Source organism: Iocasia fonsfrigidae (assembly GCF_017751145.1).
In the GTDB taxonomy this organism is placed as follows: domain Bacteria; phylum Bacillota; class Halanaerobiia; order Halanaerobiales; family DTU029; genus Iocasia; species Iocasia fonsfrigidae.
The window spans coordinates 1,225,717-1,249,837 of sequence record NZ_CP046640.1; the positions used below are offsets into that span (position 1 = coordinate 1,225,717).

Here is a 24,121-nt window from a genome sequence, read left to right on the forward strand (position 1 = left end):
GTAAGGCAAAATGGATAAAATGAATAATAGAAAGGGATATATCTATGACAGAAAAGTATGGACTTTCTGAAAGACAATTTTATATTCTTATAAATATATTCAAGAAATATTCTGATATAATTGAGGAAGTAATAATTTTTGGTTCTAGATCTAGAGGAGATTATAAAAAAGTATCAGATATTGATATGGCTATAAAATTCAGAAAGAGTAATGAAATCTTATATAAAATTAAAGAAGATATTGAAAATCAACCAGTAATATATACTTTTGATATAATAGATTACCATAGAATCAATAATGAAAAACTAAAAAAATACATAGATATAGAAGGCAAAACGATATTTTTGTCTAATGAAAAGGGTGAGATTATGGTAACATTAAATAAAATAAAGGATAAATTAGCCAATTTAAAGAACGCTTTTAAAAAATTGGAGGAAAGTATTAAGAGAGATTATCGTAAAGATGATATAGTTTTAGATGCAGCAATACAGAGATTTGAATTTACATATGAATTATCCTGGAAGCTTATGAAAGCTTACCTTGAATATAATGGAAATTTAGAGGCTATTAGTCCCAGGAAAGCTATCAAGGAATCTTTCAAGGTAGGTTTGATAAAGGATGGAGAAATATGGTTAGAAATGCTCCAGGATAGAAATAGAACATCGCATACCTATGATAAAGAAACGGCTATAGAAATCTTTAATAATGTAAAGGATAAATATATTTATTCTTTTAAAAAATTCATCAAAACTATAGAAAAAGAAATAGAGTAGAGGTAGTGAGAAAGGAAAAAATTTATTATGGAAAATTAATGAGATATTATCCTGAACTAAAAGATAAAATAGACGATAAATTAGGGAAAGCCTCTGGATTTAATCCAGGGGCTTTTCTTATTAAAGCTCTATTTTGACTACTAAAGTGTAGGCAAAGCATGCCACCAAGATTTAAACCAACTTTCAACAGATTTAGTAAACAATAAAGGTGTAATGTCAGAGTGTATGAAAACTAAGTAAAAAAATGGTATAATTAATATAAACTGTTGAAGGAAATATTGCGTGGCATTCACCCTTTACGAAAATAAAATTTGAAAGGAAGTATCAAATGGCAAAAGTAATTTTAAGAGGTTTAACAACAGGATTAATTCTACAAATAGCAATAGGACCTGTGTTTTTCTTTCTAGTTAATATTGCCCTTCAAAAATCTTTAGTAGATGGATTGTTTGCAGTTTTTGCTGTAACAATTGTGGATTACTTATATATCGTATTAGCTATCGCTGGAATAGGTAGATTATTAGAAAAAGAAAAGGTTAAAAAAATTTTGGGATTTATAAGTTCTGTTGTTCTTATTGGTTTTGGGTTTTATATGGCAGTAAGTGTTTTAGATTCTGTTGATATAAATATGACTATAAACCATTCATCAAATGTATATCAAAGTTTTATTTCAGCATTTATATTGACAATATCTAGTCCTTTAACAATTCTATTTTGGACTAGTGTTTTTGCAGCAAGGTCAGTTGAATATTCTTTAACAAAAAAAGAGTTAATAGCATTTGGATTATCAGCAGGATTTGCTACCCCACTTTTCCTGAGTTTTTCTATACTTATTATAACAATATTAAAATCATCAATTTCCCCATTGATTGTTCAAATAGCTAACATGTTAGTCGCATTAGTATTAATGGGTTACGGAATAATGAGAATTATAAAAATAATAAGGATAAAATCTTAAGGCCCGGATGATTATTATTTAATTTTACAACTTTTCAACCCTGACCCCTTATACCCACTGACTCCTTACACCCCAAAATTTATATGAAACATTGATTTAGTGTTGTTAACCTATCTAATTTACTGAACCCATTTTTGCCTTTTTCATCTCAAAAGCTTAGAGATATGATAAATTTAGATAGGGCTGAGTGGTTATATATAGAGCTAGAGACAAAAAGCCCTATCCGGGATGCAAAAATATTGTTTAAGAGAATAGATAAAGAACGGATTAAAGAAGAAAGAGAGAGATTATTAATGAATGAAATTAGAGGTATATTTTTCTGAGAATTATTAACTGCAGTTGAAATTAATTTAAGAAAGAGTTATAATTGAAGTAAATTCTCAGGGAAGGGTGAAATTCCCTATCGGCGGTAAGTATACAATTAGTATACAAGCCCGCAAGCGTTTGCTATTTATTTGGCAAAGCCAGCAGATTTGGTGAAAATCCAAGGCCGACGGTAAAGTCCGGATGAAAGAGAATGGAATATTATTGTAAATTAGTATTATGGCAAGAATAGTTGCCTACATATATCTATTTATAGTATTTCTATTTTTTATCATAATCCCTGAGAATATAATTTAAATTTAGGGGGTATTATGATGGATTTATTAACAACAGAATTTGGAAACTCAGAGGAAAGGATTAAAAACGCTTTGGATAGTTTGCAGAGCAATAATGGAATTTTGCTAGTAGATGATGAGGACAGAGAGAATGAAGGGGACCTTATTTTTCCGGCAGAAACGATTAGTGTATCTCAAATGGCTATGTTAATAAGAGAATGTAGTGGTATCGTTTGTTTATGTATGACAAAACATAAATTAGACCAGTTGAATTTAAAGCAGATGGTTACTAATAATACCAGCAAATATCAAACTGCATTTACTGTATCAATTGAAGCTGCTTCTGGAGTGACAACAGGTGTTTCGGCCTCTGACAGGGTAACTACAATTCATACTGCAGTAAAAGCCGACTGTAAAAAAGAAGAGTTGTGTTCTCCTGGTCATGTTTTTCCTCTTTGCGCAAAAGAGGGAGGGGTTTTTACTAGAAAAGGTCATACTGAGGGAACAGTAGACCTCATGAAACTGGCAGGACATAAACCGGCAGGAATCTTATGTGAATTGACTAATCCTGATGGAAGTATGGCTAAGCTTCCAGAGATTGTAGACTTTGCGAAAAAAAATAATTTACCAGTGGTATCTATAGAAGATATTATTCAATATCGTAAGTTAAATGGGAAATTAGTATAGTCATTTTAAGTTTAATTAATTTGTAAAATATAGAACAGACGTAATTTATAAAAACCAGGAATGGCACAGCAAATTATTGCTGTGCCTTCATTATAAGGAGAGATTTTAATGCAAAATATATATGATAATAATAAATTTTATAATTCTTATCTAAAATTGAGAGAAAATAATGCAGGATTAAATGAAGTTTTAGAAATCCCTGCATTTAGGTCACTACTTCCGGATTTAGATAATAAAACAATTCTAGATTTAGGTTGTGGATATGGTGAGAACTGTAAATGGTATATAAATAAAGGTGCTAAAAAAGTAATAGGAATTGATATATCAAAAAATATGATAGAAAAGGCCAAAAAAGAATACAGTGATGATAAAATTGAATATAAGAATGTTCCAATGGAAGAATTAGATTTTTCCAAAAATATTTTTGACATTGTATTAAGTTCTTTATCTTTTCATTATGTTAAAGATTTTAATAGCTTAATCGAAAAAATTAATAAAATGTTAAAACCAAATGGGAGCTTAGTTTTTTCTCAAGAACATCCGATAGCGACAGCTAAAAAAAAGAAGAATGGTTGGTTTATAAATAATCAAGGAGAGAAATCACATTGGATTATGGATAACTATCATTATGAAGGGAAACGAGAACAGGAATGGTTCATTGATGGCGTTATAAAATATCATAGAACAATAGCTACAATATTAAATACATTAATTAAACACGGATTCAATATATTAAAAGTTTTGGAACCAATTGCCCTTGAAACAGCAGAAAAAAATAATGCCCAACTAAAAGAAGAACGAAGAAGGCCGCCTTTTATAATAATTAAAGTTAAAAGTACTAAATGTATTAATTAAAAAAAACTTAGGAGGAAAAAATGAGTATTAAATACGTTCATACAAATATTAAACTTTATTTGTAGAAATTAGGATTAAGGAAAGTTCGGTATAAGATGAGAAAAGAGAGAGATAGGAAGCAGCTAAAAAACGGGATGGATGGATTATTGCTACTGTGGGGAAAAGCTATCCCTATTATTTAGATGCTGCTATGGGGGGACAGAGAGGTATAACTGTCAAGGACAATGTATGAAAGAATCAAATTTGTGAGGAGGCTAAAAATGGAAGTGAAAATAGTTAAAAAACATTCCTTTCGAGTTATTGGAAAAGAAGGACAAGGGTTATCAAGTGAAGGAGAACAGTGGATACCATCCTTATGGAAAGAAGCAAATGAAAATTTTAATGAAATTGAATAATAGGACTTTATAATTGACAAACATATAAAAGTTGTAATACAATTTATATAAATTAGCAAAATATTACAATATAATAATTCAGCTAAAGGATATTTTTACGAATTATGATATAGGCGAATTAATGCTATAAATTTGTAAGATGAAAGTATGTTTGCATAAAGTATAGTTATTTACAATTGTTACATTATCAAAAATCAAGAACTATCTGTGTTGGTAAATAAAGGGATAGTGTTTGAGGGTGTAAATATGGATCGAAAAAAAGGGATTGCATATTGTGGTCTGGCTTGTGCTGTTTGCAGTGAAAATAAAAATTGTGTTGGATGTCGGAACGGAGATTGTGAAAATGAGGATAGCTGTAAAAACTTTCAGTGTTGTAAAACGAAGGGATTAGAAGGATGTTGGGAATGCAATGAATTTCCCTGCAGAGGTAGTATGTTAGATAAGATAAGGATAAGGGCTTTTGCAAAATTTATTAAATATTATAGTGTAGAATATCTTTTAGACTGTCTTGATAAAAACGAGAAAAGAGGTATTGTATATCATTATCCAGGTAAATTAACAGGTGATTATGATCTGCCTGACACAAAAGATGATATTATTGATATGATTTTAAATGGTAAATAGAGTTAAATAAATGTTATTAAGACTGAAAGATTTTACTGATTAACGACTAAATAAGTAGAAGTAAATAGATTTAATGATATTTTGTTTTACTGTTTAAGCTTTATCTTTATTTAAGCGGAAATTAAAACACATAATTAGGTTGGTGAATTTATGAAAGATATAAGAATCCTTTTTGCTGATGATGAAAGTGAAATAAGGGAACTACTTGTAAAATATTTAAGTAGAGAAGGTTATCGGGTTGATACAGTTCCTGATGGAGAGAGGGCTGTGGAGTTATTTAAAAAAAGAGAGTATAATCTGGTAATACTGGATATCATGCTGCCAGGTATTGATGGTATTGAAGTCTGTAAATTGATCAGAGATAGGGCAAATATCCCTATTATTATGCTTACTGCTAAGGATAGTGAGGTTGATAGGGTTGTCGGTCTGAGGATTGGAGCTGATGATTATATTACAAAGCCTTTTTCAATGGAGGAACTTATTGCCAGGATTAAGGCTCAATTACGGAGGTTTTATGTATTGGGAGGAGAGGGCAGTAGAGATAACAGTCAAACAAATGGTCCCCTGGAATTTGCCCCTTTATCTATTGATCTGGCTAGATATCTGGTATATAAAGATGGAGAGGAAATCAAATTAACATCTACTGAATTTAAGATTTTAAAATTACTAATAGCTGCTCCAGGAAAGGTGTATACAAAGAAACAGATATTCAACAAGGTCTGGGGTGATGATTATCTTGAAGCTGATAATAATGTAATGGTACATATTAGAAGATTAAGAAAGAAAATAGAGGAAGATCCTCAAAATCCTAGCTTTATAAAAACTGTCTGGGGAATTGGTTATTATTTTACAGAAGGTGAGTAAAGTGTTTAAATTTGAATTAGGTCTAATTATTTTTTTATTAATCTTGAATATAACACTGGTTTTTTTAATAGAAATAAGCTTATTTGGACTTATCATTATTATATTATTATGTTTTGTAACTATTATTTTGTTATATCGGATTATTAAAAGAAAAAATCTATATCAGTTAATACTAAATCATCTTAAAGATATTTCCACCGGGAACCTTAACCGACGTATACATATAGGTGATACTGATATTTATTCAGAATTACTTCTGGTTTTAAATCAAATAACTGAGAGATTACAGGAAGAAATTATTAAAAGTAAAGAGGCTGATGGGATACGCAAAAGACTTCTATCAAATATTTCACATGATATCAGGACTCCACTGACATCGATTCTGGGGTATCTTGAGGCTTTAAGAGATGATTTAGCTTTAGATAAGGAAGAAAGAGAAAAATATCTTAATATTCTTCTGATTAAAGCCGTAAATCTAAAAGAAATGATAGATGAAATATTTCAAATGGCTCGACTTGATGCTGATGACTTTGAATTAGATTTTCAATTATTTGATCTGACTGAGATTATTCGAGAATGCTTAATAGATTTTCTGCCTGGAATAAAACAGAAAGGTCTTGATATGAAAATAGATATACCTGAAGAAGAGTGTATAATCTATGCTGATCGATTAAGTGTTGAAAGAATAATTGATAATATCTTAAAAAATAGTATTGAGTATGGTAAAGATGGAGGTTTTATAGGTATTGAATTGTCTCACACTAAAAAAGGTTTTATTTTATCTATCTGGGATAAGGGGCCAGGTATCGAAAAAAAGGAAATTCCCTATGTTTTTGAACGCCTTTATATGGGTAATAAAAGTAGGAATAAATCCCTGGTAGGTAGTGGTAGCGGACTGGGACTGGCAATAGCAAAAAAATTGCTGGAAGAGCATGGAGGTAAGATTACTCTGGAGAGTATTCCCTGGGAAAAAACGGTTTTTCAATTATACTTTCCAGGAAATTGATAAACCTTTCCAAATGTTATGGACTTCAGAAAGCCGTAGATAGAATAAATATAACAGTAAAGCCTGGAGAAATATACGGTTTTTTAGGCTGTAATGAGGCTAAAGAAAAACACGTTACGATACCCAACTAAATAAATGATTTATAGTTATAGAAATTCCCACCAAAATACTAAACAAGTATTTTGGTGGGAGGGTATTATAGTAAAAGTAGGGTTATTCTATTTAATCATAAATAATACTTTCCCAGGTATTATCAGATTTTAAAGTTACTGTTGCATTATATTTATTCATAGGATATTCTATTTTAAGTGATTTATTAACCAACTGTTGTGTATTTAATATTTCACCTTGATCAAATATACCATAGGTTACCCAATATTGTGGTTTTGGCTGTATAACTAAATCTACATTTGGTTCAGTTTCCCATATAAAAGTTCCGAAACCTGACATACCTATACCAACAGAAGCTTCTCCACCTGGAATTAATCCACTTTCTTCTATAATTAATTCCCCGGAGTGTATCGAATCAGTAACTTGATTTTTAAATAAGTACCCATATTTATTTTTATCTAGCTCTATTTTATTATTTGCCTTAACATCTGTATTCACAATTTGTGTTGCTTTAAAAATGACTCCTGGTTTTAAATCCCCTTCTTCTGACCATACAAAATTATAATTAACATTCCAGCCGAATTCCACTTCAGTGTTTGGATTAGATCCCTTTGTGAACCAGGCAAGACTCATAGCACCCATTTCTTCTAAATCAGGTTGTTTTTGATAAACAGCTAGATCACCTTTAAATGTTCCTTCATTTTTTACGGTCAATTTGTATTCTGTCATTTTAATTCCTCCTTATTTAATATACTTAGGGATATGTTTTTCCCTAATAAAGTAAGTCTAAAAAGATATAGACCTTTAATTGTAAATAATATTTTCCCAGGTATTATTTGAACTTAAAGTGACAATCGCATTGTACTTATTAGTAGGAAATTCAATCTGGATAGCCCGGTCAACAAGTTGCTGAGTATTTAAAATTTCTCCTTGGTTAAATGTCCCATAGCATACCCAATATTGTGGTTTTGGTTGTATGTTTAAATCTACATTTGGTTCGCTTGACCAGACTAATGTTCCAATGCCTGACATACCAATTCCTATAGATGCTTCATTACCAGGTATCGAATTGTCTTCTTCAATTATTAATTGGCCTGTATGCATTGTATCAGTAACCTGGTTTGTAAAGAAATATCCATATTTGTTTTTTTCTAATGTTATTTTATTATTTGTTCTTAAATTAGCCGGTATAGTTTGAGAAGCACTAAAAACAACTTCTGGTTCTAATACATTTTTTTCTGACCATATAAACCAGTAATCTTCAATCCAATTAAATTCTAATTTTGTGCCAGGGTTAGTCCCTTTTGTCAGCCAGGCAAGAGACATAGCACCTATAGCTTCTAAATCAGGTTGTTTTTGAAAGATTGATATATTCCCCCTAAATGTTCCACCATTTATGATTGTTATTGTCCGTTGGTCCATTGTTTCACCTCCCTTCGCTTGTAGTTTTTAATTTTTGACCTAATGATAAAGTATGTATTATATAAATATTATTTTGTTTTATTTACCTTATTAGACTCATTTATTAATCAAATATTCCCTAATGTTCTTTAAGGCTCTATTTTTGGCTCTGTTTACAGATTGTCTAGATACATTTAGCATTTTTCCAATCTCTTTTTCTGAATAACCTTCAATAAATTTTTTTTTAGAATATTTCTTTGTAAATCAGTTATTACAAGTGAATTTAGTATTATTTTAAGAATTATTTCAGTATCCTTTTCAGAAGCCTTAGTAGTTAAAACATATGAATTCATAATAAATTCTCTGTTTGTTTCTTTATATTTTCTATACAAGTCTGTTTTTTTGTTATGGATTGCTTTAGATATGTAATTTACAGCTTGTCCATGGTGATTGAAATTTTTCACTTTAAAGTCTCTAATTAATTCAATAAAAAATATAATTAAATCAGTTTTTGCTTCTTCATAGGGTAATTGAAAACTACATTTTTTTATTAATGGGTCAAATATATTCAGTAGTTTAACCAATGAATCTTCATCACCTTTATTTGCTTTTTTAATTAAATCCAACAATTTAGATTTTCACCTCCTAACATATTATGAAAAAATATAATCTTTTTATTAATTAATAACGTATAAAGCACATAATTTGTAAACCCATTAATTTGATAAATTATAAAAATATACCAGGAAGTGTAGGTTTAAAACTAGGGGTACGAATATGAATATCAAATAAAGATTAATGAGTAGTTTTATACTAGTGTGTTATATTTTATTATTTTTGGATATTTTATCATATTATGATATTTTCTAAAATATTAAGAGAGAAAAATTAAATAAAATTGTGGGAAATTATATTGAGGTTTTTCCTCTAATTACAAGATGTAGCATTTTCACACAAAGGAAGATTAACGCATTATCAATAAAATCAGCTTTATAAGCGGCAATATTTTTTTAAAATCTTAAAACATGTTATAATAAACATGAGGTAATAAATTATGAAATGGCAAGATGTTAGAAAATTATAAATGGTGGATTTCTAGTGATTTAGAGGAAATGGAATTAAAGAAGATTAGAAATAGAAACTAAAAGAAATATTTTGGGGGGGATATTTTGAAAGCAACCTGGTTTACTGTTGAAGAAGTTGATAATAAAACATTTGCAATAAGTGAATATAATCATTGGGAAAAAGTACATTCATATCTAATCTTAGGAAATAAAATCGCATGTTTAATTGATACAGGTTTGGGTATAGGTAATATAAAACAAATTACAGATAGTCTAACTGATTTACCTGTAAAAGTTATTACTACTCATGTGCATTGGGATCATATTGGAGGTCATAGTTTATTTGATAATATTAGTGTTCATGAAAATGATGTTGAATGGATGAGGAATGGTATTCCAGTTCCGATTGATAATATCAAAATAAATTTAGTAAAAGGAGTTAGAAAAGAATTATTGCCTGAAAACTTTAATATAAATGATTATGATATATTTAAAGGAGAACCTAGGCATATACTAAATGATGGCGAAAAAATAAATTTAGGGAATAGGGAATTATTAGTATTACATACACCAGGACACTCGCCTGGTCATATATGTTTATATGAAAAAGAACGTGGTTATTTATATACTGGAGATTTGCTTTATAAAGGGACATTATATGCTTTTTACCCAAGTACTAACCCAAATGATTATTATAAATCTATAATAAAGATCAGCAAATTAGATTATGTAGATAAGATATTACCTGGTCATAATGATATTGTTGTTAATAAAAAACTCATAATAGAAATAAGACAAGCTTTCGAAGAATTAAAAGAAAAAGACTTGCTGAAACATGGTAGTGGATTGCATGAATATAGTTCTTTTAAAATTAAGCTATAAAGTTTCTGTATACTTCAAATAACAAATTAGACAGTCGATCTTGTTGCAGAAATCAAAAGAATTGTTAATATACCTGTCTTTATAATAAACAGAATAAATGACTTAAGAATGGTCTACGTTATCTCATGTATACGATTTTTCTTTTCATGATACAGCCGATTTGTTAGATGAAATCCTTTCAGCACATCTGGAAGTGAATTTTGTTCAGTTACAGTTAAACTATCTGGATTGGGATAATGAGAGCATTCAATCTGGAAAATGCTATGAGGTGGCAAAGAAGCACAATAAGCTGGTTTAAACAACTAGAGATTACATTTTTTTCTTTATCAAGAAAAGACAGAACATTGTTGACAACCCCTTAATATTAATATATAATATCTTTTGTAATAAATAATCAAATAAGAGATTCCAATAATAGCATTGGGGAGTAGTTTGTTAGGTGAAATCAACATAGTGGCTCTAAAGCCTGGTTTTACTGGCAGTGTATATTCTTCTGTTTAACGAGACCTTTGGTACTTTTACTAGTATCAGCAGGTCTTTTTTTATGTTAAAAAATATTAGTTATAAATTGGGGGTATTTATATGTTAGTAGATAAGATTTTTCTTTTTGGATTGGCTTTATCACTTGATGCCTTTGGGGTAGCAATGGGGGTAGGTTGCGGAAAAAAGCTAAATTTACAGGAAGGGGCTTCAATTGTGTTTTCCTTTGGACTTTTTCAGTGCCTTTTTGTTTTCCTGGGAGGAATATTTGGTAATTTTATTAATAGTAATTTATTTGAAATTTCCGGGGTGTTTAGTGGGATAGTTATATTGATTTTAGGTTTTTTACTGATAAAAGAAGGTTATAAGAATGAAGAGGAATGTACTTACTATAGTTTGAACTTCTGGAAATATATAGTATTAGGTATTAGTGTTAGTATTGATGCACTGGGTGTTGGCTTTTCAATTTTATATAAATATCCTATTTATATACTGTTTATCAATTCACTAATTGTAGGTGCTGTAACATTGGTATTAACCTTTATTTCGTTAAAAACAGTTAAATACATTAGAAATTTTAGCCTGGTTGAGAAGTATTCAGCTTATATAGGAGGGGTAATTTTAGTGTTTTTTGGTATAAGAATGATTATGTGGGTTTTTTAAAACCAGGATCTCATTATTTTATTTTAGAATAATAATGTTGATGGAAGATGATAATAAAAATGTCTAGTTGTAAAAATAATATACAAGATGGATTATTTTATTAAGCAAATATAGGGGGGGGGGTGTTATTCTTTAATACTAATTATATTTACATTTTAATGTCCTTGGTAGTTGCTGGTTTAGCTTTAATTTTAATACCAAAAAAGGAATATAAACATTACTTTCTATATGGCATGATTTTTGGAGGTGTTGGTGAGGTAATAGTAGTTACTTTTCTAAGATATATAGGATTGGTAAGATATAGGTATATGGGATCATTTAATATATTAGGTTTATTCCCATTCTGGACACCTCTAACTGGTATGTTTGTTTTTATGATTTTCTTTTATTTATTACCTGTCAGAAAAGTATTTTTAATTACATATATAATCTGTTTTTCGGCACTTAATTATGGGACTGGATTAATGTTAAATCAACTAGGTCTATTTGAATATGCAGCAATATATCTATATATAGCCCCGTTTATATCCATTTTATGGTACAGCCTGGCTGCTCATGTTTATTTTAGATCTGGTGGTATTAGATTAAAATAAAGACAGTCATGTACACCCTATAGTTGGAACAACTTGTCCTAATTAAGTATCAATAATTTATTTTTCAGCCTATAGAAAATAAAGTTCAGAGTTTGGAGCTGGGATGTAGATTTAACTATCAAATCCTGAGTATTGTCAGTCAATTGTTAATCAAAAATTTATCTCAAAATTATATTATTTTAATATTAAATCCCCAGGAATTATTCCAGGGGATTTAATATTGTTATCCAGAGGTCTTCTACATAATTTACTCTGCCCTCAAAACTATTTATTAAATTTTCCAACTGCTGGTCATAATCAGTATACATTTTTTGAGCATTTTTATCTTCGGTAGAAAGAGCATAAGTTTCCATGTCAGCTTTGGCACCACGTAATGATGCTAATGTTTGATGGAGTTGTTTGCCTACACTCATATTATTTCACCCCCTTATTATTCATCATCCATTATTAGTTATTTTCCGAATGATTTAATTAAATTATGGTAATTATTTTTAGATTTCTTAAAGGTTAATAATGAAGTCCAGATAGATGTTGCTATATATACCCATTTTGGAGAACTTCATTAATATTGGGTAGTTCTCCTGAAGGGTAAACTTTAAGCCACATTACCTTGCTATTCTCATCAATAATGGTAGAATAATATTAAGCTATTGATAAAGTTATAGATATTGTAAAATAATAATGATTTTTCTTTAAAAAGCAATATCAAGATTGATATGATAGTCAAATAATGATATAATTTGATTATTAAATATATGAGGAGGTTTTTCTATGGATAGGATTAGACCATCTGCTGATTTAAGGAATAGATATAGTGAGATATCAAAAATTTGTCATGAAACAAGAGAACCTGTATATATAACAGTAAATGGTAGAGGGGATACAGTAATTCTTGGCTTAGCAGAGTATGAACAAATAAAGTCGGAACTTAAATTACTAAGAATGCTGGCTGAATCTGAGGAAGATTTATCGCAGGGGCGTGTAGCACCTATAAAAGATACTTTTGATGGAATTCGCCAGTCTCTTTCCTTAAGGAAGTAAGCTATGAAATATGAAATTATACGGACAGATAAAGCAAATGATCAACTATACGATATTATTAATTATATTGCAGATGATTCTGGTAGTGTAGATATTGCATTGGATTATTTAAGCAAGATAGAAGAAGCTGTAATGAAACTAGAAGATTATCCATATCGAGGAAGTTATCCCAGGTATAGTATTTTGAAACGACAGGGATATCGTGTGTTGATTATTGAAAGACATTTGATTTTTTATAAGGTATTAGAGCCTGAGAAAATAGTAGTTATACATGCAATTGTTGATGCAAGGCAGGAATATATGAATCTTATTTAAAAATCCTATTTCATTGTTTAATTTTATGGGATAGTTTTTTTATGCCCCCCTAATAAGGCTTGAACTTTCCCTCGTAAATAAGAAACACCAATTACTTTTGCTATTTTTTAATTTTAGAAAATAATTTTAGCATTTAGAAAGACATATAACTAAATTCTCAAACAAAATTTATTGCATGAAATATAGAATATTAATTCCGATTCCTGTCATAAAAAGCAGGAATTTTTCATTTTATATATAAACATATATTTGGATTGTAATTTGAAATAAAAGAAAAAACTTAATATAAATGAATATTTTTAGTGGGTGTATAAATATGAAAACAATTTACTCTGGCCCAACCGGCTCTGGAAAAACAACACAATTATTAAATAAATACAAAGAAATAGGTAGTACACAGGGAACTGACGGATGTCTAGTCCTGGTCAAGAATGCTGCCAGTAAGATGGACTGGCGCAAAAAAGTTGATCTGGAGACCATGGGTATGTTAAATGTCTATACCTATTTTAGTTTTGTACAAAGTGAGATCTCTGCTTACTGGCCCTGGATTGAGATAAAACTGCCTGGTGGTTATACCACCATAGATCCTACCTTTATGAATGTAGAGACTTCACATTATTTAATGAGTAAATATGTAGAGAAGAATAGACAGTATAAGGATATTTTTGATTATATCAGTGCGACTTCGGCTCAGATAGCAGTGCAGTTAATAGATAACCTCAACCAGGCTGCTATGAACAACCTTTCTCTGGAAGAATTAGAGAAGAGACTATTAATCTGGGCTGCAGATGATCAGGAAAAAATCGTAGTACTCAATGAAGCTATTGCCATTATGAAGACCTTCCGTAAGTTCTGTATCGATAACCGGATTCTCGATTATTCCTTAATGGTAGATCTATATAATCAAGAACTGTTGACCAATAAGGAATACCTGCAACAGTTAAGAGATAGATTCCAATATCTCCTGGTCGATAACCTGGAAAAAACTGTACCTTCAGCCCAGAAGTTGATTTTGTTTTTATTAAAAAATTGTCAAGAAAGCTATTTAACATATAATCCCGAAGAAGGGATTAATAAATTCTTCGGTGGTAATGCAGAACTGGCCCAAGAAGTCTTCTTCCCCTTATGTGAAATAAAAGAATTAGAGGAATCATATACTTCTTCTAAGGTGGCCCGTCAACTGGCCAGCTCTATCTATCAGACCGTCTTTGAAAATAAAGAACTATCAGGTAATGGTTTCATTAAAAAAGAGATTAACAGTGAATTAAGGGGAGATATGTTGTTGGACACGGTTAAGGAAATATTAATACTACTGGAGCAGGGGGTAGACCCTGACCAGATAGCTATCATTGCTCCATTGATTGATAAGGTTATGGAATTCACCCTGGAACGCTATCTAAGAGCAGAGGGGTATTCTGTTATTAACCTAACCAGATCAAAACGTCTGGTAGATATCCCCTTTTCCCAGGCCTTAATGACTTTAACTTTACTGGCTAATCCCGCATGGAGTGCCCAGCTGACCTATTCTTCACTGCAGCAGACCTTGAGTCTGGTCCTAAAATTAGATCCGATTAGAAGTGCTACCTTAACCGATGAAATATTTAAAAATAATCTGCAGTTACCTGATCTGGACCAGCTCAAGTTCAGATCAAAGATAGGATTTGATAATTCAGCTAAATATGATTACTTACAGGAATGGCTCAGAGAAAAACAAACACAGGATCTGGAACTGGAACACTTTTTTCAACTGGTCTTTGCTGAACTACTATCACCCCTGACACCATCCCAGGAAGATATCCTGGCCTGTCGGCAGATGATCGATTCGGTTACTAAATTTAAGAAGGTAGTTAAAAATTTCAAGGATATTCCTGAAGAGGAGCTGGGCAGACACTTTATCGATATGATCTATAATGGTACCCTGGCAGCTGAGGTTTTATATAACTACCCTGAAGAGGAGCAGAAGATAGTCCTTTCAACCCCCTATAAATTTCTTTTCTCCCCTGATATAGACCAGGTAAAATATCTTTTCTGGCTGGATATTTCCAGTGAGAACTGGTTTAGAAGTATTGCTAAAGAACTATTTAATCCCTATATCCTCTCACCCCAGTGGAAGAAAAAGAATAACTGGGATGATCAAACAGACCAACAACTGCGCAAAGAACAGTTAATAGCCAATCTGCAGAGTATCCTGAGTAAGGCCACAGATGGTCTTTATCTGGCTGATAGTTATCTCAACAGCAGGGGCTGGGAACAGGAAGGACAGCTATATGAATGGCTACAGGCAGGAGATCAGGGAGTGAAGTCAAATGATTAAACTACGGTCGGGACAGATTGAAGTTGCTGACTTTCGTCAGGGTTATATGGCTGTACCGGCTGTACCTGGTGCCGGTAAGACTACAGTTTTAGCCTATCTGGCTGCTAATCTGATCGAAGAAGGATGGACGGGGAAGGGTAAGATATTAATTGTAACCTATATGAATTCAGCGGTCTCCAATTTCAGAGCAAAAATAGGTGATTACCTGGCAGAACGGGGTTTATCCAGAAATAGGGGGTATGAAGTCCGGACTTTACATTCACTGGCCCTGAATATCTTAAAAGAAAAACCGGAATTTTTATTGATCAATGATCAATTTAATATCATCGAGCCTGCCCTGAGAGGTAGATTAATTAAGCAATTAATTGAAGAGTGGATCAGGGATAATAGCAGAACATTTTTGAAGTATTTTGATTATGATCCTAATAGCCGGGGTTATCAAATGGCAGTTAAACGCTGGAAAGAAGATCATTTCCCCGCCTTAATTAAAGCTATGATCGGCCAGTTTAAACTACACGGGCTAAACCGCGACCAAGTTAGTGAACTTAGAAGAAATTATCGGCAGAATACTTATCTGGACTGGGCTTTTTCCATTTATATAAATTATGACCGGATTATGCACCAGCAGGGTTTACTGGATTTTGATGACCTGGCTATGCAGGCCCTGCATCTCTTAGAAAAGGATCAGCAATTACTGGCCAGGATGCAGGAGAAATATAGCTATGTTTTTGAAGATGAGGCCCAGGATTCCAATCTACTATTAGGGAAAATACTCTCCTTACTGGCCGGAAAAAAAGGGAATCTGGTCAGGGTGGGTGATTCTAACCAGGCTATCATGGGTACCTTTACTAACGCAGATCCCCAGATATTCCGGAATTTTACTGCCAGAAAAGATGTTGCTAAACGGTCGATCCTTTATTCCAGTAGAAGTAGTCAGGAGATCATCAAACTGGCCAATTATTTAGTCAAATGGACAGTAAATGACCACCCCCAGCAGGAATGTAGAGAGGCCCTGGAAGAAAAATATATCTATCCGGTAGCAGCTGATGACCCCTATCCCAATCCGCAGACAGATGGTTATACTATTGTCAGCAAAGTTTTTAACACTTCCCGGGATGAAATGAAGAATGTCACCCGTTTAGCTGCCCGTCATGTTCAAGAAAATCCTGAGAAGACAGTAGCTATTCTGGTACCGGCCAATTATATTATGGAGGGAATTATCGAGGAGCTGGAAGAACAGGGTGTTAAATATGAGAGTTTAAATGAACCGCTGCAGGAAAAATTGAAGACTATCGAGGATTTTAAAAGGGTACTTTACTATCTGGCTGAACCCAATCGGCAGAAAGTCTTAATTGAGATCCTAAAAGAGGTCTTATTAATAGATTATCTGGAAGAGGGAAAGGACCTGGATTTTCTTGACCAGCTCTTTGAAAAATATACCGTTGAAGAAATCGTCTATCCAATAGGGGGTTCTGTGCGTTTCCAGGAATATGCCCGGGGGATTGTCTCGGGAGAGATGCTGGCTGAACTGGTAAAAGCTCTAAACCAGCTCAGGTTATGGATTGATGCCAGTGTGGAATTACCTCCTGATGAACTTGTTTTACTAATAGCTGAACAGCTGAGATTAAAGGAAGAGGAACTGGCTGTAGCCCAGAATATAGCTCTGCAAATCAAGGCCGAGTTGGAGAGTAATCCCCATTGGAAACTCCACGAAATTGCCGATGAACTACCCCGGCTGGAAGATTCCTTTCGTCAGTTTGCCAGAAAGATTTATGAACGAAAGGGCTATGAACCCCAAGCTGGTGTTATAACTATCACTACTTTTCATAAATCGAAAGGACTGGAGTGGGATACAGTCTATATTACTTATCTGACCAATGATAATTTCCCCTCATCTGTTGAGGATAAATTTCGTTCTGAATATTATTATTTAGAAGATGATTATAGTAATCCGGTGGCAAATGCTAAGGCCAGTCTGGAAAATCTAATTTATGATCGAAAGACAGTTGACCCACAGCAGGAAGCGAATATAGAGTTTATCAAGGAACGACTGCGTTTGTTATATGTTGCTATCACCAGGGCTAAAAAGAATCTGCTCTTAACTGCTCACCGCGAGATTATCTATGACAATGGGGACAGTAAACAGGTCAAACCAGCTAGACCATTTTTAGTACTAAGTAATTTCATTGATAAGGAGAGGGAAGACTATGCTCAGCACTAATTTAAAGCAATTATATTTCAGTCAATCAGCCCTGGCTATCTATGAAAAATGCCCTTTGAAATTTCGCCGCCGCTATCGGGATGGATTATTCTGGCCTCAGGACTGGGGTGGAGATCTTGAACAGCGGGAAGTAATCGAAACAGGTAAACTATTTCACCGCCTGGCCCAGCGTTACTATGCCCGGGGTGAAGAATTGACAGCAGAATTGCTGACAGTTGACTTGAAAGACTGGTTTAAACGGCTGCGGGAATTCCGTTCTTATAATCAAAGGGATGATTTTTATCCTGAACAGGAGCTTCGTATTAACCGGGATGGTATCAAGTTGGTAGCAAAATTTGATTTATTATACCTGGATAAGACTGCCAACCGTTTTATTATCTATGACTGGAAAACAAATAAAAGACCATTTAGTGAAGAAGATAAATTCAATAATAATCTGCAGAGTATTGTCTACCTCTATGTGCTTACTAAAGCCGGTAATCAGTATTTTCCTGGTAGTAATTTACAGCCTGCTGACATTAGTCTGCTTTACTGGAATCCGCGTTTTCCTAAGAATATAAAAACTGTTGACTATAACCGGCGAAAATTTGCAGAGGATGAAGAATTTTTAACTAAGAAAATAACTGAGATCAAGAATTTAAACTATGCTGATTTTAAGGCAATTAATGATGAAAAGATCTGTAAACATTGTGAATACCGGCCGATCTGCTTTGGCAAAAAACCGGAATTAATAGTACTGGAAGAAGATGACCTGGATTTGGAGCTGGACTGGGAGATTATTGAAGAAATACAGTTTTAGCTTAATACAGAGGAATGGTTGAGGTGATAGAATGAAAACAGCAATTAATTATCAAAAAGATATCTATATACCGGAATGGTTAGAGCGAGAGCTGGATGGTAATCAGCTGCTGGCCAGGATATTATTACAGAGAGGCATTAATACCCAAGAAAAAGTCAAACGTTTTCTGGATCCTGAACATTATCAGGCAACTGTTCCAGCTGAGTTTCCCGGGATGGAAGAGGCCGTGGATAGGATATTAACTGCAGTTAAAGCTAAGAAAAAGATTTGTATTTATGGTGATTATGATGTAGATGGTGTAACCTCAACGGTGATTCTGCTGGATTTGCTCAATAAAATAAAGGGGCAGGCTGTCTACCATCTACCTGATAGATTTAAAGAGGGTTATGGGATGAATAAAGCAGTGCTCAGGAGACTGGCCGGAGAAGTAGATTTAATCATTACCTGTGACTGTGGTATCTCCAATCAGGAAGAGATTGCTCTGGCTAAAGAACTGGGTCTGGAGGTAATCGTAACAGACCATCACCAGTTACCAGATAAACTTCCGCTGGCTGACCTTATTCTTTCAGCTAAACTACTGGCCGAGGATCATCAGGCCTTTAATATTCCTGGGGCCGGTATGGCTTATTTCCTGGCTGTTGCTATTTTGAACAAGCTGGGAATAGCAGAAGAAAGCAAGGATTTTCTGGATTTATTATCTATGGCCATTGTTGCTGATGTGGTCCCCTTACTGGAAGAAAACCGTTACCTTTTACAGCTAGGTTTACCAGAACTGGTTAATACGAAAAGACCTGGTCTAATTGAATTATTTAAAGTGGCCGGTATAGCTGATCCCCAAAATATGACTGAAGAAGATATTGCCTTCAGAATAGCACCTAGGCTTAATTCCGCTGGTCGAATATTAAAAGCAGATCTGGCAGTAGAATTATTGTTAGCAGATGAAGAATTTTTAGCCCGGAAAAAAGCTATAGAACTGGAAGCAGTTAATCAGCGCCGGAAAAAATTACAGGATAAAGTAATTGAGGAAGCCCTGGAGATGCTGGGAGAAAACCGAGACAGGAAGTCGATTGTTTTATACCGTCCTCACTGGAAGCAAGGTGTTATTGGTATTGCTGCTGGCAGGTTGTGTGAGGATTACCAGGTTCCAGTTTTATTAATGTGTCAGAAAGATGATGGTCAGACCGTGACTGGTTCTGCCCGTTCTATTCCCAGTATTAATATTATTCAGCAGTTAAAAGAATGCAAAAGATATCTGACTAAATATGGTGGCCATGCTGGAGCAGCTGGTTTCTCTCTGCAACGAGACAATCTGACCGGTTTTAGTAAGAATATAAGTAGTCTTTTAGCTAAAGAGTTAGCTGAAAAAGAAACAGATCGAGTGATTGATATTGATGGGGAATTATCTCTGGATAAAGTTGGCAAGAAGGATTATTATGCTTTAAGAAGACTGGCCCCCTTTGGGGAACAGAATCCAAAACCTAAATTTATCGCTTATGATACAGAACTTATTCATAGTAGGACTACTAGCGGTGATCGTCATCTGCGTTTGATTCTGGCTCAGAATGGAGTGCAACATTCTGCTATCTGGTGGTGGGCTGGCAAGAAGAAACTGGCTAAGAAAGTTGATCTAATCTATTCCCTGGACATCAATGATTTTCAGGGAGAAAGAATACTACAACTGCTTGTTGATGATATCTTGACTGAAAACAGACAAGTTGAAAAGGTAGTGGAAAAAAGTAATGGTCTGGAATTTGAGCTGCTTGATTACCGAAACTGGCAGGGCAAGAAATTGGAGCTACCTGTTTTTGCTGATGCTGCTTATTATTATGAGGGAATAAATAAGATAAAAGATAAGGAGATAATTAACCGTTATCAGCTGACTGATAAAAAGAGCCTGGTTTTATTAAGCTGTCCACCTTCACTGGAGATATTTAGGGAATTAATCTATGCCAATAGACCTGCAAAACTGGTGCTGGCTTTTTCAAAAGCTGATATTACTGGTAGTACTTTTTTGCAGCAGCTGACTGGCTTAATAAAGTATATAATAAATAAAAAAGGTGGACAGCTAGACGTCTATCAAATAGCCGTACTAACCGGTCAACTGGAGAGTACTATTGTGGCAGGTCTGCAGTACCTTGAGGCTAAAGGATATATTAGTTTAAATAGTTTTAATCCCAGATATTATATTGTTAGAAATGGGGAAGGCAAGGTAAAGCATGAAAATAAAATGTACCTGAAAAACATCAAAGATCTTATTTCAGAAACAAGGTCATTTATAAAATATATCCTTTCAATGGATCTATCAATTATAAAAAATTTGATTGGTTAATTTTAGTTAGAAGACAAGTCTGGCTAAGACTTATGTGTTTTGTACTTCCCTGGAAGTAGAAAAATAGGTTTATTCTAATTGGAAAGTCTTGATTTGAGATAGTTTTGCACTGCTCATATACCAGTCATTATAAACTAAATCAAGCTTTTTAAGCTGACAATCTCCAAAATCATATTCCCTATAACTTTTTAAATGATCGAGGAAAGGTTTATTACTGGCCAATGGTTTTTTAAATCTAATGACTGTAGAATGAGCAGTCTCCAGTTTATATCTCTGATCAATAGAATTTTCTAGGCTTGAACTTTTAAAGTTGTCCCTTAAACATTCCCGTAATAATTTTAGTCTGTTGCTCTGAGGAAATCCCTGAACCATAATACAGGAGGGAGAAGCAGTTATCCCTTGAAATGAAATTTTTATAGGACCCTGCTCAGCTTGTTCATCAATTGACTTTGCTATTATTTTACCATAAGCTTCTCTGGGAAAATTATTTAGAGTGAATCCTTCATAACAGGAAATAATTGATAGAATTGTTAGATGGATATCTTCTGCTTGATAATAATATTGATCAGGCTCTAATAATTGGCAGTGACCCAGGAAATCTATTATTTTTCTTATGATTTCACTATCCAGCCTCCCAATTAAGCTAATACCCCGGCGTTTGTCTTTTGATTTCCTGTTTAAATTATTATCAAGTTCAACTATATTATTTCTAAAGTTTGTACTTGATTTTTTCCATAAGGAATTGTAAATCATCTGTATATTATTCATTTATAAATTCGACCTCCCTAATTTTACGTCCTTCTGTCTTCTACATTTTCGATCTGCCCATTATTTAAAGAGATGATGGTTTCACCATATTTATCAGCAATACTATTAGAATGTGTTATAATTAGGCTGCCATTGCTGATAATGTAAACACAGGAAAGCTCCTCTTATAAAGTTACTAATCCTGGACTTTGCTCCTTTATATTGTTGGTATTTCAAGGATATAGTTATGATTTTATTCAATAATTTCATTAAACAGTTCTTTGGCTTTTTCTATAGCTTCATTAAGAATTTCTTCACCATCTTTGGTCAGTGAATAGTATTTTCTGACCTTACTCTCAATAGTTTTTTCAGTGGCCTCCAGTATTCCATCTTGTTCCATTTTATGGAGAATGGGATAGAGGGTTCCTGCACTAACTTTATAACCATGGCTTTGTAGTTCTTCTATCATCCAGAGGCCAAAAAAGGGTTCTTGTTTGGCATGATGTAGGATATGGACCCTCATAAAGGCTAAAAACATCTTTCGTAATATTCTGTTCTTCACTTGGTTTACACCTCATCTAGTTAAATTATTATTATCTAAATACGATATCGTACAACAATATTGTATACTTAGATATAATTATTGTCAAGTGAAACAGCTTTTGCTCATTGACTCCCGAATTGTATGGAAAAATAAAAAGGTTAATAGATAATCTGGTTGAAGAATTGCAAGATCTAATGGTTTGATGTAAAATATCATTAGAGTAGAGTAGTCTGCAAACAGGATAAATCTGATAAGATTAATATATCTCTGCAAGTATAGTAGTATTAAAAATAATTGCATTAAAAATAATTGCATTAACAATAGGTGATTTTATGGATGAAGCGAGTACTGGATTATATGAACGATTGAAAAAGACAGCTGCTATTTCCAGATTGGGTCAGGGTATGGATCTAGGTGAATTAAATGATTATACCCATCAAATAGCACTATACTTATTACTTAAGGTTTTTTACCGCGAGATTAATAATAATTTACAGCGCACTAAAAATGACTTGATAGAAATGACTGCTCAGATAATCGAGGAGATGAAGTTTACTGCTTCAAATGAACAACTTGAGCGTCTGGTGGATGGAGTGTTATATTCAGGGGATCCTCGTCAGCAGGCTCCCTTTTCTGTTATGCTTTTTGATGAAAATTTACGGGAACACCGTGAGTTTAAGTATAGGTATCTAGTCCCTGACCGGGAAGCCTCCCGCTGGGATGAAGGTGGTAGTACAGTCTATATGTTAACAGAAACCTCCCAGGAGATTATTTTTCTTACCAGAGAGGTTTTACAGGAATTCGGTTTTGACCTGGAACAATTCTATACCTTGCAGTTGATCAAAAATGGTAATTTTACAGAAGCCAAGAGTAGTGTCAGTAACCTGATAGCCCGGGTTAGAACCTTGATCAAAAATGAAAAGAACTGGCGGGAAGATATTATGCGTAATCCAGGGTTAATATTCTCAGCTCGTCAGGAAAGAAAAAAACGGACAGAGGTTGAAGTAAGAAAACAATTTGAAGATGAGAAAAAGGTTTTTAATGATATGTTCAGATGGAGAGATAGACTGGGTAGGTTTTCAGGTGAGCAGAAAAAAGAGGGTGAACTCCTCTTTGAAGAACTGGAAAGAGCCAGGGCTTTACATGACCGGCTGGCTGAACTGACTATCTCTAATTTATCATTGGAACTGGAAATCAGGAGAGAAAATCCCGATATTTTCTGGAAGACAGCCCAGACGAGTTTTAAGAAAGATTTTTGGCAGGATACGATAATTAGTTCCGGTTTATCTGATATGGATTTGTTGACTGAGCTTATAGCCCCCCTTTTTTCACCAGAACAGGGCTTTATCTTCCCACTGGACTGGGCCTGGTCTGAACAGCAGCTCTATACTTATCTACAGGAAGAAGATTATGAGGATGAAGAGGAGTGGGAAGAAGAAGAACCTGTTTTAAAAGAGCTTGACTGGGGTCTGCTGGTTGAACTCTGGGAGAGGGTTTTTGAAGAATTGTTGAGAAGTGGCCAGTATCCTTTAAATAAGCTTACACTACTGGCTGCAGATGAACAGCGGAGATGGCTTTCCCAGGAGAAGAATCTGGAGTTGTTCATGATGTTTATTATAACTGAGATAAGACTCAGAGAAATAAATGAGGAGTTTGCTGGACTAGATGAACGGCTGGTTTTATTTAATAAATTATTGGAAAAGAATCAGCAGTTTAAAAGACTTATTGGTAAAAAGATGACAGCCAGTTTAGAAACAGGAGCTGAAAAGGTGAAACTGGGAGAAGAATTTGAAATATCACCATATATTTTATATGTAGTAGACTAGAACCCCCTATATTATAACTATTATATAAGCGTC

Annotated in this window: 27 protein-coding genes, 1 pseudogene and 1 riboswitch; of the genes and pseudogenes, 21 read left to right on the forward strand and 7 right to left on the reverse strand. The window is 33.4% G+C overall.

From position 1 onward, the window contains the following. The first annotated feature begins 44 nt into the window (after nt 1-44). From GM661_RS05820 to GM661_RS05855, 10 genes are all read left to right on the forward strand, one after another. Nucleotides 45-773: an HI0074 family nucleotidyltransferase substrate-binding subunit gene (locus tag GM661_RS05820; protein ID WP_230869165.1), complete on the forward strand. Its 729-nt coding sequence runs from the start codon at nt 45-47 to the stop codon at nt 771-773. A 5-nt stretch (nt 774-778) separates the two neighbouring features. After that, nucleotides 779-910: a hypothetical protein gene (locus GM661_RS18895; RefSeq protein ID WP_269059907.1), complete on the forward strand. Its 132-nt coding sequence runs from the start codon at nt 779-781 to the stop codon at nt 908-910. 191 nt (nt 911-1,101) lie between these two features. Then, nucleotides 1,102-1,728, forward strand: coding sequence for a LysE family translocator (locus tag GM661_RS05825; protein WP_230869166.1), 627 nt, complete (start codon nt 1,102-1,104; stop codon nt 1,726-1,728). A 164-nt stretch (nt 1,729-1,892) separates the two neighbouring features. Further along, the gene (locus GM661_RS05830; RefSeq protein ID WP_230869167.1) at nt 1,893-2,051 is read left to right on the forward strand and encodes a hypothetical protein; all 159 of its coding nucleotides are present in this window, start codon (nt 1,893-1,895) and stop codon (nt 2,049-2,051) included. 49 nt (nt 2,052-2,100) lie between these two features. After that, nucleotides 2,101-2,251, forward strand: a riboswitch (FMN riboswitch). A 112-nt stretch (nt 2,252-2,363) separates the two neighbouring features. Continuing rightward, nucleotides 2,364-3,014, forward strand: a complete 651-nt coding sequence (gene ribB / locus GM661_RS05835) for a 3,4-dihydroxy-2-butanone-4-phosphate synthase (protein ID WP_407929618.1) — start codon at nt 2,364-2,366, stop codon at nt 3,012-3,014. Between the two features lie 108 nt (nt 3,015-3,122). Next, nucleotides 3,123-3,869 carry a class I SAM-dependent methyltransferase gene (locus GM661_RS05840; protein ID WP_230869169.1) on the forward strand — a complete coding sequence of 249 codons (747 nt, stop codon included), beginning with the start codon at nt 3,123-3,125 and terminating at the stop codon, nt 3,867-3,869. Between the two features lie 260 nt (nt 3,870-4,129). After that, nucleotides 4,130-4,264: a hypothetical protein gene (locus GM661_RS18900; protein ID WP_269059908.1), complete on the forward strand. Its 135-nt coding sequence runs from the start codon at nt 4,130-4,132 to the stop codon at nt 4,262-4,264. 246 nt (nt 4,265-4,510) lie between these two features. Continuing rightward, a complete protein-coding gene (locus GM661_RS05845; protein ID WP_230869170.1) occupies nt 4,511-4,888 on the forward strand; it encodes a DUF3795 domain-containing protein in 378 nt (125 codons plus the stop codon). Nucleotides 4,889-5,038: 150 nt separating this feature from the next. Next, entirely contained in the window at nt 5,039-5,752 is a 714-nt protein-coding gene (locus GM661_RS05850; RefSeq protein WP_230869171.1) for a response regulator transcription factor, read from the forward strand. Nucleotide 5,753: 1 nt separating this feature from the next. Beyond that, nucleotides 5,754-6,758, forward strand: a complete 1,005-nt coding sequence (locus GM661_RS05855; protein WP_230869172.1) for a sensor histidine kinase — start codon at nt 5,754-5,756, stop codon at nt 6,756-6,758. Between the two features lie 222 nt (nt 6,759-6,980). Here the strand turns inward: GM661_RS05855 and GM661_RS05865 are convergent, their stop codons facing one another. The 4 genes from GM661_RS05865 to GM661_RS05875 form a co-directional block, all read right to left on the reverse strand. Beyond that, nucleotides 6,981-7,598, reverse strand: a complete 618-nt coding sequence (locus GM661_RS05865) for a hypothetical protein (RefSeq protein WP_230869173.1) — start codon at nt 7,596-7,598, stop codon at nt 6,981-6,983. 75 nt (nt 7,599-7,673) lie between these two features. Continuing rightward, nucleotides 7,674-8,291, reverse strand: coding sequence for a hypothetical protein (locus tag GM661_RS05870; protein ID WP_230869174.1), 618 nt, complete (start codon nt 8,289-8,291; stop codon nt 7,674-7,676). A gap of 96 nt (nt 8,292-8,387) precedes the next feature. Continuing rightward, nucleotides 8,388-8,471, reverse strand: coding sequence for a hypothetical protein (locus GM661_RS19095; RefSeq protein ID WP_353622118.1), 84 nt, complete (start codon nt 8,469-8,471; stop codon nt 8,388-8,390). Further along, nucleotides 8,465-8,899, reverse strand: coding sequence for a helix-turn-helix domain-containing protein (locus tag GM661_RS05875; protein WP_230869175.1), 435 nt, complete (start codon nt 8,897-8,899; stop codon nt 8,465-8,467). Before GM661_RS05875 ends, GM661_RS19095 begins: the two co-directional genes overlap by 7 nt. Before the next feature lie 540 nt (nt 8,900-9,439). Here GM661_RS05875 and GM661_RS05880 point away from each other — a divergent pair. The 4 genes and pseudogenes from GM661_RS05880 to GM661_RS05890 all read left to right on the forward strand — a co-directional run bounded on the left by GM661_RS05880 (nt 9,440) and on the right by GM661_RS05890 (nt 11,952). After that, nucleotides 9,440-10,216 carry an MBL fold metallo-hydrolase gene (locus tag GM661_RS05880; protein WP_230869176.1) on the forward strand — a complete coding sequence of 259 codons (777 nt, stop codon included), beginning with the start codon at nt 9,440-9,442 and terminating at the stop codon, nt 10,214-10,216. A 136-nt stretch (nt 10,217-10,352) separates the two neighbouring features. Then, nucleotides 10,353-10,511 (forward strand): annotated as a pseudogene (locus GM661_RS19100) (aldo/keto reductase); the annotation flags it as partial. 287 nt (nt 10,512-10,798) lie between these two features. Further along, the gene (locus tag GM661_RS05885; protein WP_230869177.1) at nt 10,799-11,359 is read left to right on the forward strand and encodes a manganese efflux pump MntP; all 561 of its coding nucleotides are present in this window, start codon (nt 10,799-10,801) and stop codon (nt 11,357-11,359) included. A 122-nt stretch (nt 11,360-11,481) separates the two neighbouring features. Then, on the forward strand, nt 11,482-11,952 hold the full coding sequence (locus GM661_RS05890; RefSeq protein WP_230869178.1) for a hypothetical protein: 471 nt from the start codon (nt 11,482-11,484) through the stop codon (nt 11,950-11,952). 200 nt (nt 11,953-12,152) lie between these two features. On the opposite strand, the gene GM661_RS05895 is transcribed toward GM661_RS05890, so the two are convergent. After that, entirely contained in the window at nt 12,153-12,365 is a 213-nt protein-coding gene (locus GM661_RS05895; protein WP_230869179.1) for a DUF1657 domain-containing protein, read from the reverse strand. A 358-nt stretch (nt 12,366-12,723) separates the two neighbouring features. On the opposite strand from GM661_RS05895, the gene GM661_RS05900 reads away from it, so the two are divergent. The 6 genes from GM661_RS05900 to recJ all read left to right on the forward strand — a co-directional run bounded on the left by GM661_RS05900 (nt 12,724) and on the right by recJ (nt 20,971). Further along, a complete protein-coding gene (locus GM661_RS05900; RefSeq protein ID WP_230869180.1) occupies nt 12,724-12,993 on the forward strand; it encodes a type II toxin-antitoxin system Phd/YefM family antitoxin in 270 nt (89 codons plus the stop codon). A gap of 3 nt (nt 12,994-12,996) precedes the next feature. After that, nucleotides 12,997-13,308: a type II toxin-antitoxin system RelE/ParE family toxin gene (locus GM661_RS05905; RefSeq protein WP_230869181.1), complete on the forward strand. Its 312-nt coding sequence runs from the start codon at nt 12,997-12,999 to the stop codon at nt 13,306-13,308. Nucleotides 13,309-13,624: 316 nt separating this feature from the next. Further along, nucleotides 13,625-15,622 (forward strand): UvrD-helicase domain-containing protein, encoded by a 1,998-nt coding sequence (locus GM661_RS05910; protein ID WP_230869182.1) that lies wholly within the window; start codon nt 13,625-13,627, stop codon nt 15,620-15,622. Beyond that, a complete protein-coding gene (locus GM661_RS05915) occupies nt 15,615-17,843 on the forward strand; it encodes an ATP-dependent helicase (RefSeq protein WP_230869183.1) in 2,229 nt (742 codons plus the stop codon). Before GM661_RS05910 ends, GM661_RS05915 begins: the two co-directional genes overlap by 8 nt. Beyond that, the gene (locus GM661_RS05920) at nt 17,830-18,642 is read left to right on the forward strand and encodes a PD-(D/E)XK nuclease family protein (RefSeq protein WP_230869184.1); all 813 of its coding nucleotides are present in this window, start codon (nt 17,830-17,832) and stop codon (nt 18,640-18,642) included. Before GM661_RS05915 ends, GM661_RS05920 begins: the two co-directional genes overlap by 14 nt. Before the next feature lie 31 nt (nt 18,643-18,673). Beyond that, complete coding sequence (gene recJ / locus GM661_RS05925) at nt 18,674-20,971, forward strand: single-stranded-DNA-specific exonuclease RecJ (protein ID WP_230869185.1); 2,298 nt, start codon at nt 18,674-18,676, stop codon at nt 20,969-20,971. Between the two features lie 69 nt (nt 20,972-21,040). On the opposite strand, the gene GM661_RS05930 is transcribed toward recJ, so the two are convergent. Together GM661_RS05930 and GM661_RS05935 are read right to left on the reverse strand one after the other, a co-directional pair. Then, on the reverse strand, nt 21,041-21,739 hold the full coding sequence (locus tag GM661_RS05930; protein WP_230869186.1) for a hypothetical protein: 699 nt from the start codon (nt 21,737-21,739) through the stop codon (nt 21,041-21,043). A gap of 232 nt (nt 21,740-21,971) precedes the next feature. Further along, a complete protein-coding gene (locus GM661_RS05935; RefSeq protein WP_230869187.1) occupies nt 21,972-22,280 on the reverse strand; it encodes a PadR family transcriptional regulator in 309 nt (102 codons plus the stop codon). A gap of 314 nt (nt 22,281-22,594) precedes the next feature. Between GM661_RS05935 and GM661_RS05940 the strand changes: the two genes are divergently transcribed. Then, nucleotides 22,595-24,088, forward strand: a complete 1,494-nt coding sequence (locus GM661_RS05940) for a hypothetical protein (RefSeq protein WP_230869188.1) — start codon at nt 22,595-22,597, stop codon at nt 24,086-24,088. Nucleotides 24,089-24,121 lie beyond the last annotated feature (33 nt).